We start from the raw sequence: 16,019 nt of genomic DNA, 5'->3' as shown, positions 1-16,019 counted from the left end.
ACTCACAACATCAGATGTCATCACTCACAGTGCCCATCCCGCCAGACCATCAGCCCGGCGTGTCGGGCCAGAAACACCGATCTTGGAACAGTCCCGCGACTCGCGGTGTTCTGGGGCGTGACTCGCGGGGGGAGCGCCCCAAGTTCTGCCCTATTGGCCATCGGTTTCGTGATCAACGGGGACGTACGGTCGGGTGTGGGGTTGTGCTCGTGTTGGAGGAGTGCCATGGCGGGTGAGCCGGAGCTGTGTGGGGGCGACGGCGGAGAATGGGTGCTCTACCTCCAGCAGTCGCTCAACCACCACTACCAGCAACAGGTGATCGCCGAGTCGGGCGAGTTCGACGCCGCGCTGGACGGTGCCGTCCGGCACTTCCAGGCCCAGCAGGGACTCGACCCGACCGGCGTGGTGGACGCGGCGACGTGGCAGGCGCTCACCGGCACCCGCTACCGCTGGCCGGACGGCCCGGTGGCCACCGCCGAGGTACGGACCGGTGACGTCGTGGTCCACCTGGCGCTGACCCTCACCGGCGAGGCCGTCGACGCACTGGCCGACCTCACCGTCGAGAACCTGTCCGCCGAACCGGTGTTGACCTGCCCCGGCGCCACGTTCCTCCCCGGCAGCGCGGCACTGGTGACCGCGGCGACCGTCGAGTTCACGGGCACGTGCGCCCTCTCCGGCGCCGCCGACGCGACGGAGTACGTCCTGGCCGTCACGGTCGACCCGCCGACTCCGGCCACGTCGGTGACCGAGTGGCTCACCAACGAAGCGCTCACCGAGGTGGGCGTCGTCGCGCTACCGGTCACCGCGGGCCTCGAGGAGGTGGCGTGATGGTCGCCGCCGAGACCGACGACCACGTGGCGTTCCGGTACGCGCTGCCCCCGACCCCACTGGCGAGCGCGGCCATGGAGATCGGCCACGTCGCGGTGACCGTGGACCTGCGTCTGACGGGTGACCTGGACGTGCTGGCGACCGCGGGCCCCGACGACCGCACCAGGGCGCTGACCGCGCTGCGCACCGTCGCGAAAGGACTGATGGTCCGCGGCCTCGGCTCTCCGACCCCCAGCGTCTCCGCCTCGGCGGGGCACCGGTTCACGCAGAGCCACCACGACTTCCGCGCCCCGAACACGATCACCTTCACCGGCGACTGCGCGATCGGCTTCACGCACAGAGCGGTGACGATCCAGGGCTCGGCGACCTACGCGCTGTCGGTCACCGCCCTCCCCACCGGCAACCGCACTCCCGTTCCCGACGACACCGCGAGCGGCTGGTTCCTCCACCACGAGAAGGAACTGGCCTCGATCGGCATCGTGCTGCTGGTGGCCGCCCCCGTAACCCCGGCCAGACTCACCCCACGCCGACCGGCCTAGACGTTCTCCTCCTCCAGCAACCCCCGGTCGTAGGCGATGGCGACCGCCTCCGCACGACGGGCGGCGCCCAGCTTGGCCATGATCCGCGAGAGGTGCACGCTCACCGTCTTCTCGCTGATGAACAGCTCCTCACCGACCTGCCGGTTGGTCCGGCCCAACGCGACCAACCGCAGCACCGACCGCTCCCGAGGGGTGAACGGGTCCACCGTCTCCCTCGGCGTCTGCCCGTCGGACAACACGATCCGCCCCCGGCGCGCCAGCTTCCGCAGCGCCTCGCGCAGCGGCCGGGCGTCCAACCGGACCGCGACCTCGTCCGCCGCCTTCAGCACCTCCGCCGCCTCGTCCCGGCGCTCCGCCCCGAGCAGCGCCTCACCCAGCCGCCACCGGCAGATCGCCTGCTCGTAGACGGCGCCGTAGCCGAACGCCGCGGCCGCCTTCTCCCACAGCGCCGGATCGCTGGGGCCCCGCAGCCTGCTCCCCTCGGCCTCGGCGCGCGCGAGCCACGCCCGTCCCTCCGGCCCGAGCGTCCCGGTGCGGGGCCGGCCGAACTTGGCCGTCTTGCGCGCCAGCTCGACCAGCCGAAGCCCCTCGTCGAGCAGCGACCGGTGCTCGGCCGCGTCCTTGCGCCGGGCGGCCCGTTCCGCGCAGTCGGCGTACAACGCGGCTCCCAGCGCGGCCAGCCGGATGTTGACGAGCACCCACTGGCCACCGACCCGCTCCGCCCACTCCACGGCCTCGCTCACCAGCTTCGCGCCCTCCTCGGGGCGCCCCTGCCACAGCGCCAGCTCCGCCCCGACCGCGCTCATGGACGAGAAGATCTGGAAGTCCCGGTGCCACTCCGACCGAAGCTCCCCCGCCAGCCGGGCCGCCTCGGCGAGCCGCCCACGCGACACCATCACGTAGCTGCCGACCGCCGCGAGCCGCGCGGACACCGTGCTCGACACCCGCATGCCGGGTGGCTCCGCGGCCGCCTCGCTCTGGTCCCAGTCACCGCGGGCGTACCGGGCGATGACCGTGATGGCCCGCAGCTCGAAGCCGTACGTGCTCCACGTCAGACCGGTGTCGCGGGCCCGTTCGACGCCCTCCTCGATGATTCGCACCGCGTCGTCCAGCTCACCGGCCTCGTACGCGTTGAACCCGAGGTAGTAGCGGGCCCGCAGCTCGACGCTCAGCGCGTCGTCGTCACGGGCGAGGCGGATGGCCTCCCGCAGCCGTTCCCGGCCCGCTTCGACGCGGCCCTCCGACTCGTCCAGCGCGCCGAGGGTGATCAGCGCGTCGGCGATCACGCCGACCTCGTCGCACGCCCGTGCCTCCCGCACGGCCAGCTCCGCGAACTTCCGCGCCTCGACCGGCTCCCGCTCGGCACGCAGGATCAGCGCGTACACGGCGAGGATCCACGACTTCTCACAGCTCGGCGGCAGGTCCTCGGCGAGCTCCCAGGCCCGTTCGATGGCCTGCCGGGCCTCGTCCTCGCGGCCCTCGACCACGAACAGCGCCGAGGCGAGGCGCCTGCGCATCATCGCCCCGACCTCTTTGTCCCCGGCGGCGTCCGCGAGCTTCACCGCGGACCGCGCGAACGACACCGCCCGTTCTGGGTCGCCGGAGCTGCCCGCCATGAACGACGCCGTGCGCAGCAGTGTCACCTCGTCCATGCCCTCCGGCCGGTCGGCGGGTGCGACGCCGTCCCACAGCTTCAGCGCACGCTCCAGGTGCCCGAGCGCTTCGGCGGGCGCGCCGCTGTCGGCGGCCTCACGGGCGGCGACGACCGACGCGGCGAGTGCCTGCGGCAGCTGGTGGCTCTCCATGCTGTGGTGCGCGAGCGCGGCCGCGGCGCCGCGGCGGCCCTGCTCACCGACCAGTTCGCGGGCGTACGCCGCGTGCAGCCGCACCCGCTCGCCCGGCAGCAGGTCGCCGTAGACGGCCTCGGACAGCAGCGCGTGGCGGAACGCGTACACGTCCATCCACTGGTCCCGCTTGGCGACCAGCACGTGGTGCTGCACGGCCTCGCGCAGCGCCTCCTCCAGCTCGGGTTCCGACAGTTCGGAGACGGCGAGCAACCGGGCGTGCGGTGCGCGGCGGCCGGCCACCGACGCGACCCGCACGACACGCTGCGCGGCCTCGCTCAGCCGCTCCACCCGCGCGAGCAGCACGTCGACCAGCGTGGCGGGCAGCTCGTCGCCGTCCTCGGTGTACGCGGCGAGCAGTTCCTCGGCGAAGAACGCGTTGCCCTCGGAACGGCCCGCGACCTCGCGGACCAGGTCGTCGGGCAGGCCCTCCTCGGCCAGCGAGCTGACGAACAGGCGGGAGTCGGCGTTGTTGAACGGTGTCAGCTCCATCCGCTCCATCGCGGGCTGGCGGAGCAGCTCGGCGAGCAGCGGCCGCAGCGGGTGGCGACGGTGCAGGTCGTCGCTGCGGTAGGTGCCGACGATGAGGATGTGCTGGTCACGGAGCCGCGCGACCAGGAACGACAGGAGCCGCCGGGTGGAGCCGTCCGCCCAGTGCAGGTCCTCGAGGACCAGCACGACGGGTGCCGCCGCGGCGAGGTCGGTGAGGGAGGCGTGCACCGCGTCGAACAGCTGGAGCTGGCCGATGTCCTGTTCCGGCCGGTTGCCGACGCGGCCGCCGACGCCGGGGACGACGGCGGTGATCGCGGACATGTTCGCCTCGCGGCGTTCGGCGCCGACGGGCAACGTCACGTCGGGGAACAGGCGCGCGAGTGCGGGGTGGGCCAGCACGGCCTGCTCCCGGTCGGGGACCTGCGACATGGCCTCGGCGAACGGCAGGTACGGCAGACCGGTCTCACCCGCGTCGAGGCACCGGCCCGTGAGCACGAGCGCGCCCTTGTCCCGCGCGAGTGCGGCGAGTTCGTCGGTCAGCCTGGTCTTGCCGACACCGGCGTCGCCGGAGATGAGCATCGCGGTGGCGGTACCACTCGCGGACTGTTCGAAGGCGCCACGCAACCGGTCGAGCTCCCGGTCACGTGCCACCAGTGGAATTCCTGATCCGAGACGCGCCACGCTCTGCATACTGTCACGCCCCACCCAGGCCGGCGCGCATCATTTTCGTGGTCAGGAACACGGGGGCCACCCTGCCGCTGAGGGGCGGTGGCACGGCATCGGGTGTTCACGCAGATCCGGCGGGAACACGGAGGTGAGGGGGTAAGGGATCGGCCCGGCGGGCCGTGGGCGGTGCTCCGGGGTCAGGAGAGCACCTGGGCTGCGGTTGTGCAGGGGCTGGACGGTGTCCGGCGCAGCCTGGGGAGCCTCACACGCTGTCGAGGCGCCCCTCCTTGACGACTCCCATGAACGCGTCCCAGCCGGTCGTCTCGAACGAGACGTGTCCGGCGTCCGGGTTCTTGGAGTCACGCACCGCTGCGCCGATTCTGGCCACGACGAGTTCGACACAGTCGTTGCCCGCGCCGCTGCGGCTGCTCTTGCGCCACCGCGCCCCGGTCAGGTCAGAAACGGTCACGCTCTGCTCCTCTCGGTGTTGCACTAGGACAGCCGGTCGGCTGCCCGATCGACCATCTCGACGGTGTCGTCCGGTTTCAACGCAGCCGCACGCAAATGGTCAAACATCAACGTATACCGATGAACGTCCTCCGGTTGTTCCAAGTAGACACCGGAAGTGGAGTTCTCGACATACACGACATCGGGATCCGCCTGCTCCGGGAAGCCGAGGATCAGGAACGGCGCCTCCATGCCGGCGTGCGCGCCCGCGGAGAACGGCACGACCTGCAGGGTCACGTGCGGCAGCGAGGCCAGTTCGACCAGCTTCTTCAACTGGTCGCGCATCGCCTCCGGCCCACCGACCACACGGGTCAGCACCGCCTCGTCGAGCACCGCCCAGTACTCGGGCGGATTGGACTCCTCGGTGATGAGCTTCTGCCTGTTGATCCGGGCACGCACGCGAAGCTCCACATCGGCCTCGGTGACGTCCGGCCGGATCGCCCTGATCACCGCGCGCATGTACGGCTCGGTCTGCAACAGCCCCGGCACGAGCAGCGCCTGGTGCGTGTGCAGGAACGAGGCGTCGGACTCCAGGCCGACGAACGAACCGGTGAACACCTCGTTGTAGGCGTGCCACCAGCCCTTCTTGCGCGCTTCCCTCGCGAGTTGCACGAGTGCCTCGCGCTCGTCGTCGTCGACGCCGTACACCTCGAGCATGTCCCGCACGTCCCGCGGGGTGACACCGACATGGCCGGTCTCGATGCGACTGATCTTCGATGCCGAACACTCCAGTTTGTCGCCGACCTCGTCGATGGTCAGGTTGGCGTTCTCGCGCAGCTCACGCAGGCGGGCCGCGAGCCGTCGACGGCGGACCGTCGGGCTGGGACCTCGCGACATGGATCACCTCACTCTGGACGGGTGTTGCCGAATCGATGTTCTCATCTGGACACGAGTTGTCACGAGAACGTCGTAAACCGTGATCAGGGTGCATGCATAGCGTATGCAATTGCATCCACCCCGAAAGTGCTTCACCCGATCGTGTACTGCAACTTGCAATATGCTTGTTTCCCATCGCAAGCTGCTTACCGAGCCTCTGGCGCCGGCCGAGGCTTGGCAGACCAGGAGTGGCGTCCGTTAGCAATTTGACGCGTGGGCAAGGTTCGCGCAACTCGGGACGAGCACCCAGGTCGACCGCCTCCTCCAGGACCCGGGGAGTCACACCGTGAGCAGTCCGATCTTCGGTCAGTTGGAAACCTCGCTGGCCGACTATCTGACCAACATCACCTACCGCGCCCAGTTCGGTGACGAGCAGGCCGCGGCGCTCGTCGCCCGGCTCGAGCTGCCCAGGGTGGTCGACGCACTGAAGGCCGTGCTCGACGAGCACACACCGGACGCGAACGGGCGCTGCCCGAGCTGCCGGACCAGGCGTTTCGGTCGCGCACCCGCCCCGTGTCGGGCGTATCTCACCGCTCACCTCTGCCTGGTGGCCACCGAAGAGGAAGCCCCTGAGACCACCGCCCCGATGCGCAGGCAGGTCGCCTTCGGGAGCTGACCCCCGCAGCCTGCCCACGACGCGAGCCCCGGGCGCTCCCCTCACTCCCGCGGCTCGTCCCGGTCGAGCGGCTCGTCTCCCCCATCTCCCTCGAGCTGCCCGACGTGCCACGGGTCCGGGACCTCCCCCCGACAGGTTCCGGACCCGTGGCCTTTTGTCGTCACGCGGACAACTCAGAGTGTTCTTCACTATTCAAAGATGCCAGCAAACCAATCCCGAAACATCGTCACATATACGGAGAGTTGACTGAATCGGGAAAACCCCAGGAACTGGGATTCACGATCAACCCGATCAAGTTAACCCGTTTGAGTGACACCTCCTCGAAGGCCGCAATCTCAGCACGCCTTCACCCAGCTGCATTCCAGTTCGGTCATTTCCGGCGAGAGCCGCGGCGCGGGCACGACGGCCCGGGCAGTCACCGCGCCACCCTCCTCGGCGAGCCGCACCGCGACCGCGTCCTCGACGCCCTTCACGTTCACCCCGATCGAGTTGTTCGTGACCATCGAGAACACCCACTGTTCACCGCTCGTGGTCGTGACGTAGCCCGAGAGGCCGCTCACCCCGGTCAGCGACCCCGTCTTCGCGTACACGTCGCCCTCGGCGGCGGTGCCACGCATGCGGTTGCGCAGCGTGCCGCCGACCATGCGGTCCGCCTTGCCCGCGACCGGCAATGAGTCGAACCAGGCGTCGAACCACGGCCGCGACCGCACCGCGCCGAGCAGCGCCACCAGCTGGTCCGGTGCGATCTGGTCCATCCTGGACAGACCGGAGCCGTCCCGCATGGACAGCCGGGCCGGGTCGACCCCGTAGGACGGCAGCACCCCGGCGACCGCCGCCAGGCCGGCGCTCCACGTGCCCTTTCCGGACACCTTCCGGCCCATGGCCTTCACCAGGATCTCGGCGTGCAGGTTGTTCGACAGCTTCATGAACGGCACCGCCAGCTCGGACAGCGGCATCGACCGCCGCGACGCCAGCACCGGCGCGGCCTCGGGCGTCGCGCCGCGGGCCGTCGGGCCGAGCACCCGCACGCCGTGCTTGCCGAGCGCGGCACGGAACAGTGCGGCGGCGTACCCCGTCGGCTCCCACACGGCCATCCACTCGCTGGTGGTCGCGCCACCCGAAGGTATGGAACCACTCACCGTGATCGTGTTCGCACCGTGAACACGGTCGACAGTGATCGTGTTCCGTGAGCCCGCCGGTCCGGTGACGGCGGTGTTCACGATCTTGACGTAATCGGTCTTCGGTTCGGTCGTCACGACAGCCGCGCCGTCCTGGCCCGGCGCGACGCGGACGATGATCGAGCCCGCGTCGTAGTCGGTGTCGGGTGACGCGGTCAGCGCGGAGACCTGCGCGGAGTAGTAGTACGGCTCGTCGTCCCACGCCCAGCTGGTGCCGAGGCGGACGTCGTCGAACCAGGTGTCGTCGGCGAACAGCCTGCCGCGCACGACCTCCACGCCGCCGGCCGCGACCTGCGCGGCCAGCGCGTCGTAGTCGGCGGCGAGCATCGTGGGGTCGCCGGTGCCCTTGAGGTACAGGTCGCCGTTCAGCACGGAGCCGTCGGTCCTGCCCGTGGCGTGGACGGTGGTGTCGAAGCGGTGGTCGGGGCCGAGGACGTCGAACGCGGCGATCGAGGTCACGAGCTTCGCGTTGGACGCGGGCTGCTGTCTGCCCGCCGAGTCCCGGGCGTACACGGTCTCGCCGTCGAGCGTCGTCACCACGAGCCCGACGTCGGCGCCCGCCAGCCCGGGCGCGGCGAGGATCGCGTCGAGGTCGGCGGCGAGCGCACCGCGGTCCTGCGCGACGACCGGCGGGGTGAAACCGCCGCCGAACACCAGCAGGCCACCGACCGCCAGTGCGGACAAACCAACCAAGCGGGAACGCATGAGCGCCTCCCAGGGTCACAGGGGATGTTGGTGAGAAATCTTCCTATCCCCTGCGCGTTATGACAATCACCAACCTGGCCTCAGTCGTCCTCGTTCCTCGTGATGCGGAGCAGTCCCTCCTGGACCACGGTCGCGATGAGGGTGCCGTCCTCGGCGAAGAACCGGCCGGTCGCGAGCCCGCGCGCACCGGAGGCGCTCGGCGACTCGGCGTCGTAGAGGAACCACTCGTCGGCCCGGAACGGGCGGTGGAACCACAGGGCGTGGTCCAGGCTCGCGCCGATGACCTGGTCGAAGCCCCAGTACACGCCGTGCCGCACGAGCACCGAGTCGAGCAGCGTCATGTCGGAGGCGTAGGTGAGCACGCAGACGTGCAGCAGCTCGTCGTCGGGCAGCGTGCCGTCGGCCCGCATCCAGACCTGGTTGCGGGCCTCGTTGTCACGACGGCCGCGCACCTCCCACGGCGGGTCGGTGACGTAGCGGATGTCGATGGGGCGCGGCATGGTCGCGATCGGGCCGAGCTTCTCCGCGTAGGCCTTCATGCTCTCCATGCGGGAGGGCAGCGCGTCCGGCGGCGGCACGTCCGGCATGCGTTCGGCGTGGTCGACCCCGGGTTCGGGGGTGTGGAACGAGGCGGACAACGCGAAGATCGCCTTGCCGCGCTGGACCGCGATGACCCGCCGTGTCGTGAACGACCGACCATCACGGATGCGGTCCACCTCGTACACGATCGGGATGCTCGGATCACCCGGCCGAATGAAGTACGCGTGCAGCGAGTGCACTTTCCGTTCGGCAGGGACAGTCCGCCCGGCCGCGACCAGCGCCTGCCCCGCGACCTGCCCGCCGAACACCCGGACCGGTGAGTCCGACGGGCTGACGCCGCGGAAGACGTTCTCCTCGATGCGCTCCAGGTCCAGGAGCGCGACCAGCCCGTCCAGGACCGGCTGGCCGCGCAGCACCCGGTTCGTCGCGAGGTCGGCGGCGGCCTGACGTGCCGCTTCGGTCATGTGAGCACCCTTTGCGCCGGGGCTCAGGCGTGGTCTTCCTCCCCGAGCCGGTGGACTCGGATGAGGTTAGTCGAGCCGACGGTCCCGGGCGGGGACCCGGCCACCACGACCACGAGGTCACCCGGTTGGTACCGGCCGATGGACAGCATGGCGTTGTCGACCTGGCGGACCATGAGGTCGGTCGAGCTGACCTCGGGCACCATGAAGGTCTCGACACCCCAGGTCAGCGCGAGCTGGCTGCGCACGGCGGGTTCCGGCGTGAAGGCCAGCAGCGGCAGGTGGGTGTGCAGGCGCGCGAGGCGGCGGACCGTGTCACCGGACTGCGTGAACGCGACCAGCGCCTTGGCGTTGAGCCGCTCACCGATGTCGCGGGCCGCGTAGGAGATCACGCCACGCTTGGTGCGCGGGACGTGCGTCAGCGGCGGCACGACCACGGACTCGCTCTCGACCGCCTCGACGATGCGCGACATCGTCTGCACGGTCTCGATCGGGTAGCGCCCGACGCTGGACTCGCCGGAGAGCATGACCGCGTCGGCGCCGTCGAGCACCGCGTTCGCGACGTCGGAGACCTCGGCACGGGTCGGCCGCGAGTTGTTGATCATCGACTCGAGCATCTGCGTCGCGACGATCACCGGCTTGGCGTTCTCGCGCGCGATCTGGATCGTGCGCTTCTGCACCAGCGGCACCTGCTCGAGCGGCAGCTCGACACCCAGGTCACCGCGGGCGACCATGACGCCGTCGAAGGCGAGCACGATCGCCTCGAGGTTCGAGACGGCCTCGGGCTTCTCCAGCTTGGCGATGACCGGCAGGCGGCCCTTGCCGACCCGGTCCATCACCTGGTGCACGAGGTCGATGTCGGCGGGCGAGCGCACGAAGGACAGCGCGACGAAGTCGACGCCCAGCTGGAGCGCGAACTCCAGGTCCTCGATGTCCTTGTCGGACATGGCGGGCACGGAGACGTCCATGCCCGGCAGCGAGATGCCCTTGTTGTTGCTGACCTTGCCACCCTCGGTGACCTCGCAGACCACGTCCGGCCCGGCCACCTCGACGACGGTCAGGCCGACGTTGCCGTCGTCCACCAGCAGCCGGTCCCCGGCCTTCGCGTCCCTGGCGAGACCCTTGTAGGTGGTGGAGACGCGGTCGTGGGTGCCCTCGACGTCCTCGACGGTGATCCGCACGACGTCGCCGACCCGCCACTCGGCCTTGCCACCGGCGAACGTGCCGAGACGGATCTTCGGGCCCTGGAGGTCGGCCATGATGCCAACGGCGCGTCCCGACTCGTCGGAAGCGGCCCTGACCAGGTCGTAGACCTGCTTATGGTCGCTCTGGCTGCCGTGGGAGAAGTTCATCCTGGCGACGTCCATGCCGGCCGCGACCAGGTCGCGCACCTTCTCTGGCGTGGCCGTCGCTGGCCCCAGAGTGCATACAATCTTCGCTCGTCGACTCACGGACACGTAGCTTAGCCCCCTGCGCTGGAACGATCCCGAAATACTGAGCAGTAATAGGCGGATCGATCCAGAAAGTTATCGAGGTGTTGGTCCACCGGACGTCCGGCGGTCTGTTCCGTCCTCCGCGTTCCCTGGGTGGCACGGCTCAAACTTCGGTTTTGTCCGGTTTGCTGGGGTGGTGTCCTCGCCGGACGGGCGAGGCCGCCCCTGACCGTCAACGCCGGGGGACCTCCGAGATCCCCACGTGATCGGCGGCCCACTCGTTGATCGGCCGCAGTGCGCGGAACGCCTTGCGCACCCGGTTGAACGTCTCCCGCTCGTGGAGGGCGTCGTCCGGTTCCCACACCTTGATCGCGTACAGCGACTTGTGCCGCAGCAGGTCGATCCGGGGGTGGTCGGCGTCGAAGCCGCGCGGCCTGGTCTTCAGCTGCTCGCCGCGGAGCTCCCACCCGCCGCGCCGCAGCCGGGCGACGACGTCCTCGAGCGCCGTGCCGTGCACGTCCTCGGCGACCGCCGTGCGGAAGCGTGCCAGCTGGTCCGACTCGAGGTGGAAGCACCCGCCGCCGACCCGCAGCCCGGCCGGCCCGACCTCCACGTAGTACGCCCCCGCCCCGCGTCCCGGCTCGATGACACCGCCGCAGTGCGTCTTGTACGGGGTCTTGTCGCGCGCGAACCGGACGTCGCGGTACGGGCGGAACACGGTGACCCGGCTGGTCTCGGTCGCGAACTCCGGTGACAGCTCGGCGAGCAGCTCCTCCATCGGCGCGCGGACGTCGGCGGCGTAGACGTGCTTGTTGTCCTCCCAGTACGACTTCGAGTTGTCGGCCTCCAGGCCGTCGTAGAAGTCGATCGCGTGCTCGCCGAACCCCGTGAACGCCATGGCCGCAGTATGCAACGAGGGGGCGACCGCGACGGCCGCCCCCTCGTACCCCGGAATCAGGCTGCCTGCGCCTGGTTGTAGAGGTTCTGGGCGTCGGCGCCGAAGTACGGGCCGAACATCCACGTGGGGATGAAATTGATCTTGTAGCTGTTCACGGAGTTCACGAGGCCGGTACCGCTCGCCTCGCTGAACTGCAGGAACCACGGGCCACCGCTGGAGCCGCCGGTCATGTCGCACGTCATGCCGATGCCGTCGGACAGGAACGCGTCGAACACCTGGCCGCTGCAGTAGATCATCCGTGTGCCGTCGTACGGCGCGGCCGCCGGCCAGCCGAACGCGTACATGTTCTGGCCGCGTGCCTGGTTGAACGCGACGCCCTGACCGCCCACGACGTCGGTCAGGTTCTGGCCGTTCAGCGGGTTGACGACCGCGGCGCCGACGTCGTAGTTGATGTCCTCCGACGCGACCCACTGCGGCGTGGCCATCGTCTTCCGGGCGGTCCACGTGCCGTACGGGGCGTTGCCGTTGTTGTACGCGGGCACGAACGCCCAGTTCGTGTGGAACGCGCCGTCGAGCTTCACGCAGTGCCCGGCGGTGATCACCGTGCTCTCGTTACCGCTGGTCACGGCGTTGCCGGAGCACGAGGCCTGCCGGCCCTGGTACGTGAAGAACACGCGGCCCGCCGTCGAGACGACCTTGCCGCCGCCGGTCCACGCGGCACCACCGGACGGGAACGCCGTCGGCGAGACCCCGGACGTCGGCGCGACGACCTGCGACAGGCCCTTGGCCACGTCCTGGGTCAGCTTCGACGCGTCCACGCCCGGCAGCAGCCGGTCCAGCGGGATCGCGTTGCGCATCGCCTCCGGGGTCCACTTCGCGGCGACCGCTCTGGCCTCCGCCGCGGTGTCGGCCGCGAGGTGCACGGTGGCGGGCGCGGCCTGCGCCGTGGTCGCCGTGAACACCGGGACGGCGAGGCACGCGGCTGCGAGCGCCACTGCTGACCGCCACAACTTCTTGCTCATACACACCTACCTTTCGGCTTACCCCGTTGGAGTGAGCCGTGCAGGGGATAGGTCATCTTCGGGACGTTACCCGGGGGGTGTCAGGTCGCAGGACCCGCCATTCGAGGGATGACATTCACGGTCGTTCTACCCTGGCGGCATGTTCACTGTGGACGGTCGAACGCTGCGCTGTGAGGACGTGCGCCAGGTGGCGCTGGAGCGGGCCGCGGTGACGGTCGACGAGGCCGCCGCCCGCAGAGCGGAGGACGCCTGGCGGCTGGTCACCGAGCTGTCGGCACGTCGCGAGATCTACGGCCGCACCACCGGCGTCGGCGCCAACCGCGACCTCACCGTCGACGACGACTCCGGCCCCGAGCACGGCATGCGCCTGCTGCGCAGCCACGCGGGCGGCGCCGGGGATCCGCTGCCGGACGACCACGTGCGCGCTACGCTGCTGATCCGCCTCAACCAGCTCGCCGCGGGCGGTTCGGGCGTGCACCCGCGCCTGCTCACCGCACTCGCCGAGGCGCTGACGAGCGGGTCGCTCCCCCGCGTCCACGCGACCGGCGCCATCGGCACCGGCGACCTGACCGTGCTCGCCGAGACCGCGCTGACGCTGGCCGGCGAGCGGCCGTGGGCGGTCGGCCACCTGCCGCCGGTGCCGTTCGACACCTCCGACGCGCTCGCGTTCATGAGCAGCAACGCCGCGACCCTGGCGGAGGCGACGCTCGCGTGCCTGTCGCTGGAGCAGCTGCTGCGCGCGAGCCACGTGGTCGCCGCGCTGTCGTACGTGGTGCTCGGCGGCTCGCCGGAGGCGTACGCGACCGCCGTGCACGCCGCGCGGCCGCACCCGGGCCAGGTGCGGTGCGCGGGCGAGATGCGGCGGCTGCTGGGCATGACCGGCGCGCCCAAACCCGGCAGGCGGATCCAGGACCCGTACGGTCTGCGCGCGTTTCCGCAGGTCCAGGGCCCGGCACTGGACGCGATCGCGTACCTGCGCGGTGTGCTGACCATCGAGATCAACGCCAGCACGGAGAACCCGATGGTGTCGCTCGCCGCCGGGGAGGTGTTCCACCACGCCCACTTCCACACCGCGTACCTCGCGACCGCGCTGGACCAGGCGAGGGCGACGGTGCACCACGTCGCGGAACTGTCCGCGGCCCGGCTCGGTGACCTGGTGGAACCGTCGTTCACCGACCTGCCCGCGTTCCTCGCCGACGGCCCGCCCGGCAGCTCGGGCGTGATGATCCTGGAGTACGTGGCACACGACGCGCTGGCGATGCTGCGGCAGGCGGCGCTGCCGGTGACGCTCGGTACCGCGGTCGTGTCCCGCGGCGTGGAGGACCACGCGAGCTTCTCCACACAGGCCGCCCGCCAGGCCCGCGCCGCCGCGGACGCGTACCGCCAGGTGCTGGCCTGCGAGCTGGTCGCCGCGGTGCGCGCGCTGCGGATGCGGCCCGCGGACCTGATGGACCTGCCGGTGCGTGACGCGTTCGACCTGGCGGACGCCGCGCTGGACGAGAGCACCGCCGACCGCCCGTTCTCCGACGACCTCACCAAGGCGGCCGCCCTCCTGGAGCCGCTGTCCGAGATCTGACCTGGAATCATCACAGCGTGACCGACGAGGACAAAACGGGCAGTCAGGGGAGCGACGAGGAACCCACCGCCGGGCTGGCCTTCGCGGCCGTCGGATCGGTGCTCCTCGTGGGCCTCGGCGTGCTCACCTTCGTCGTCGGCCTCCTGTCCCCCCTGATCACCGACGGGTGCGGCCCGGACAGCCACTACGAGTCCGGCGAGCCGGACTACTGCCGCCACTCCGGCACGGTCGTCAAGCTGCTCACGGTGCCCGTGCTGCTGGTCCTGCCCGCCGGCCTGCTGTTCACGTGGCTGCGGTTCGCGCACCCGTACCGGCCACGCGCGTGGGTACCCCTCGCCTGCCTGGCGATCATCGCCGTGCTCTGGGTGGTGGCGACCACCCTGCTGGAGGGCAAGCTCTTCTGAAGCCGGTCCCCACGCAGGGGACAGCCGATCAAGAAAACCTCAGTCCGCTTCGTCCAGCAGACGACGGACGACGTCGGTCAGCTGCCGTTGGTCGGTGAGCGACAACCGGCTGACCAGCTCCGACGTGCGGGACGTGACCTCGCAGTGGGTCCGCACCGCCAGCTCGTGCCCCGTGGGCGTCAGCTCAACCCACGTCACGCGCCGGTCCTTCTCGTCGCGGACGCGTGTCAGCAGGCCGCGCTGCTCGGCGCGGTCCACGAGGTTGGACAGCGCCGACTTCTCCATGTGCAGCTGCCGCCCCAGCTCCGCCATCCGGATACGGCCCGGCACCACGACCGCGCAGATCAGCTCCGTCTGCTGCTGCGACAGGTCATGCGACCGGCCCACGTCGGCGAACAGGTGCAGCACGTGGTGCGACAGCCCGACCAGCGCGGTGGCGAGTTCACGATCGTCAGTGGTCATCGAGCCCCAGCCTACCCGAATGGTTCATGCTATAAATGGTTCACGACATGAACCAAAGGGAGGGATGGTCATGACCGTCTTCGGTTTCGGGCTCGACTCCGCCTCGTCGTCGGCGGGGACGCTGTTGCGGCACGCGGAGCAGGCCGACCGGCAGGGCCTCGACGTGGTCAGCGTGTCCGACCACCCGTACTTCGGCGACCGGCTCGACGCCTACGCCGCGATCTCCGTGCTGCTCGGGCGGACGACGAGGCTCTCCGGGCTCGTCAACGTCACCAACCCCCTGCGCCCCACCGCGATGCTCGCGCGGACCGTGACCAGCCTGTCCGAGCTGACCGGCGGCCGGATCGTGCTCGGCATGGGCGCGGGCGGCTCCTGGGACGACATCGAGCGGATGGGCATGCCGCGACGCGAACCGGCCGCGGCCGTGCGCGCGTTCGAGGAGGCGATGACCGTGGTGCGGCTGCTCTCCGGCGGCGGCGACCCGGTGACCTTCGACGGCGAGTTCCACCGGCTCGAGAACATCCCGCCGTCGGCAGCGGCGGCGCCGCGCATCTGGACCGGGTCGAACGGGCCGCGATCCCTCGCGGTGACCGGCAAACTGGCCGACGGCTGGATCCCGGGGCACGCCGCCGACTGGCTGAGTGACCGGTACCGCTGGTCGCGCCCGATCATCGACGAGGCGGCCGCGAATGCCGGACGGCAACCGTCCGATGTGGACACCATCTACAACCTGCCCGGCCGGATCACCGACCGGCCGCTGGCGCAGACGCGGCGCGACGGGCGCTGGCTCGGCGGCTCCGTCGGGCAGTGGATCGACGAGCTGACCGGCGCGGTGCTCGACCACGGCGCCGCCGGGTTCACCTACTTCCCCATCCACGACGGCACCCCGACGGACGTGCTGCTGGGTCGTTGGGCGGAGGAGATCGCACCCGCGGTACGAGAAGAAGCAGCCTGACCCCGCACTCCGTTGTG

15 protein-coding genes are annotated in these 16,019 nt (G+C 70.5%); 6 read left to right on the top strand and 9 right to left on the bottom strand.

Annotated elements, in window-relative coordinates:
• Window positions 1-225 precede the first annotated feature (225 nt).
• Both ACIBVP_RS24335 and ACIBVP_RS24330 read left to right on the top strand, forming a co-directional pair.
• The gene (locus tag ACIBVP_RS24335; RefSeq protein ID WP_396108567.1) at window positions 226-828 is read left to right on the top strand and encodes a peptidoglycan-binding protein; all 603 of its coding nucleotides are present in this window, start codon (window positions 226-228) and stop codon (window positions 826-828) included.
• Window positions 825-1,367, top strand: a complete 543-nt coding sequence (locus tag ACIBVP_RS24330) for a hypothetical protein (RefSeq protein WP_396108566.1) — start codon at window positions 825-827, stop codon at window positions 1,365-1,367. The genes ACIBVP_RS24335 and ACIBVP_RS24330 overlap by 4 nt, the downstream gene beginning before the upstream one ends.
• Here the strand turns inward: ACIBVP_RS24330 and ACIBVP_RS24325 are convergent.
• The 3 genes from ACIBVP_RS24325 to ACIBVP_RS24315 form a co-directional block, all read right to left on the bottom strand.
• Window positions 1,364-4,393: a helix-turn-helix transcriptional regulator gene (locus ACIBVP_RS24325; protein WP_396108565.1), complete on the bottom strand. Its 3,030-nt coding sequence runs from the start codon at window positions 4,391-4,393 to the stop codon at window positions 1,364-1,366. The genes ACIBVP_RS24330 and ACIBVP_RS24325 overlap by 4 nt on opposite strands.
• 238 nt (window positions 4,394-4,631) lie before the next feature.
• A complete protein-coding gene (locus ACIBVP_RS24320) occupies window positions 4,632-4,838 on the bottom strand; it encodes a DUF397 domain-containing protein (RefSeq protein ID WP_396108564.1) in 207 nt (68 codons plus the stop codon).
• Between the two features lie 23 nt (window positions 4,839-4,861).
• Complete coding sequence (locus ACIBVP_RS24315) at window positions 4,862-5,713, bottom strand: helix-turn-helix domain-containing protein (RefSeq protein WP_396108563.1); 852 nt, start codon at window positions 5,711-5,713, stop codon at window positions 4,862-4,864.
• A 325-nt stretch (window positions 5,714-6,038) separates the two neighbouring features.
• Here ACIBVP_RS24315 and ACIBVP_RS24310 point away from each other — a divergent pair, with 325 nt between their 5' ends.
• Window positions 6,039-6,368, top strand: a complete 330-nt coding sequence (locus ACIBVP_RS24310; protein ID WP_396108562.1) for a hypothetical protein — start codon at window positions 6,039-6,041, stop codon at window positions 6,366-6,368.
• A gap of 335 nt (window positions 6,369-6,703) precedes the next feature.
• On the opposite strand, the gene dacB is transcribed toward ACIBVP_RS24310, so the two are convergent.
• From dacB to ACIBVP_RS24285, 5 genes are all read right to left on the bottom strand, one after another.
• Window positions 6,704-8,251: a D-alanyl-D-alanine carboxypeptidase/D-alanyl-D-alanine-endopeptidase gene (dacB, locus tag ACIBVP_RS24305; protein WP_396108561.1), complete on the bottom strand. Its 1,548-nt coding sequence runs from the start codon at window positions 8,249-8,251 to the stop codon at window positions 6,704-6,706.
• Between the two features lie 80 nt (window positions 8,252-8,331).
• A complete protein-coding gene (tesB, locus tag ACIBVP_RS24300) occupies window positions 8,332-9,255 on the bottom strand; it encodes an acyl-CoA thioesterase II (RefSeq protein WP_396108560.1) in 924 nt (307 codons plus the stop codon).
• Window positions 9,256-9,278: 23 nt separating this feature from the next.
• On the bottom strand, window positions 9,279-10,703 hold the full coding sequence (gene pyk, locus ACIBVP_RS24295) for a pyruvate kinase (protein WP_396108559.1): 1,425 nt from the start codon (window positions 10,701-10,703) through the stop codon (window positions 9,279-9,281).
• A 214-nt stretch (window positions 10,704-10,917) separates the two neighbouring features.
• Entirely contained in the window at window positions 10,918-11,583 is a 666-nt protein-coding gene (locus ACIBVP_RS24290) for a DUF2461 domain-containing protein (protein ID WP_396108558.1), read from the bottom strand.
• 56 nt (window positions 11,584-11,639) lie between these two features.
• Window positions 11,640-12,605, bottom strand: coding sequence for a trypsin-like serine peptidase (locus tag ACIBVP_RS24285; protein WP_396108557.1), 966 nt, complete (start codon window positions 12,603-12,605; stop codon window positions 11,640-11,642).
• Between the two features lie 139 nt (window positions 12,606-12,744).
• Between ACIBVP_RS24285 and ACIBVP_RS24280 the strand changes: the two genes are divergently transcribed.
• Window positions 12,745-14,181, top strand: a complete 1,437-nt coding sequence (locus ACIBVP_RS24280; protein ID WP_396108556.1) for an aromatic amino acid ammonia-lyase — start codon at window positions 12,745-12,747, stop codon at window positions 14,179-14,181.
• A 17-nt stretch (window positions 14,182-14,198) separates the two neighbouring features.
• Window positions 14,199-14,585 (top strand): hypothetical protein, encoded by a 387-nt coding sequence (locus ACIBVP_RS24275; protein WP_396108555.1) that lies wholly within the window; start codon window positions 14,199-14,201, stop codon window positions 14,583-14,585.
• 39 nt (window positions 14,586-14,624) lie between these two features.
• On the opposite strand, the gene ACIBVP_RS24270 is transcribed toward ACIBVP_RS24275, so the two are convergent.
• Window positions 14,625-15,047: a MarR family winged helix-turn-helix transcriptional regulator gene (locus ACIBVP_RS24270; protein WP_396108554.1), complete on the bottom strand. Its 423-nt coding sequence runs from the start codon at window positions 15,045-15,047 to the stop codon at window positions 14,625-14,627.
• Window positions 15,048-15,117: 70 nt separating this feature from the next.
• On the opposite strand from ACIBVP_RS24270, the gene ACIBVP_RS24265 reads away from it, so the two are divergent.
• The gene (locus tag ACIBVP_RS24265) at window positions 15,118-16,002 is read left to right on the top strand and encodes an LLM class flavin-dependent oxidoreductase (protein WP_396108553.1); all 885 of its coding nucleotides are present in this window, start codon (window positions 15,118-15,120) and stop codon (window positions 16,000-16,002) included.
• Window positions 16,003-16,019 lie beyond the last annotated feature (17 nt).

This window comes from Actinophytocola sp. NPDC049390, from assembly GCF_044466355.1.
Taxonomy (GTDB): domain Bacteria; phylum Actinomycetota; class Actinomycetes; order Mycobacteriales; family Pseudonocardiaceae; genus Actinophytocola.
The sequence above is the reverse complement of the archived record's forward strand: the minus strand, read 5'-3'. Positions and strand labels throughout refer to the sequence as shown.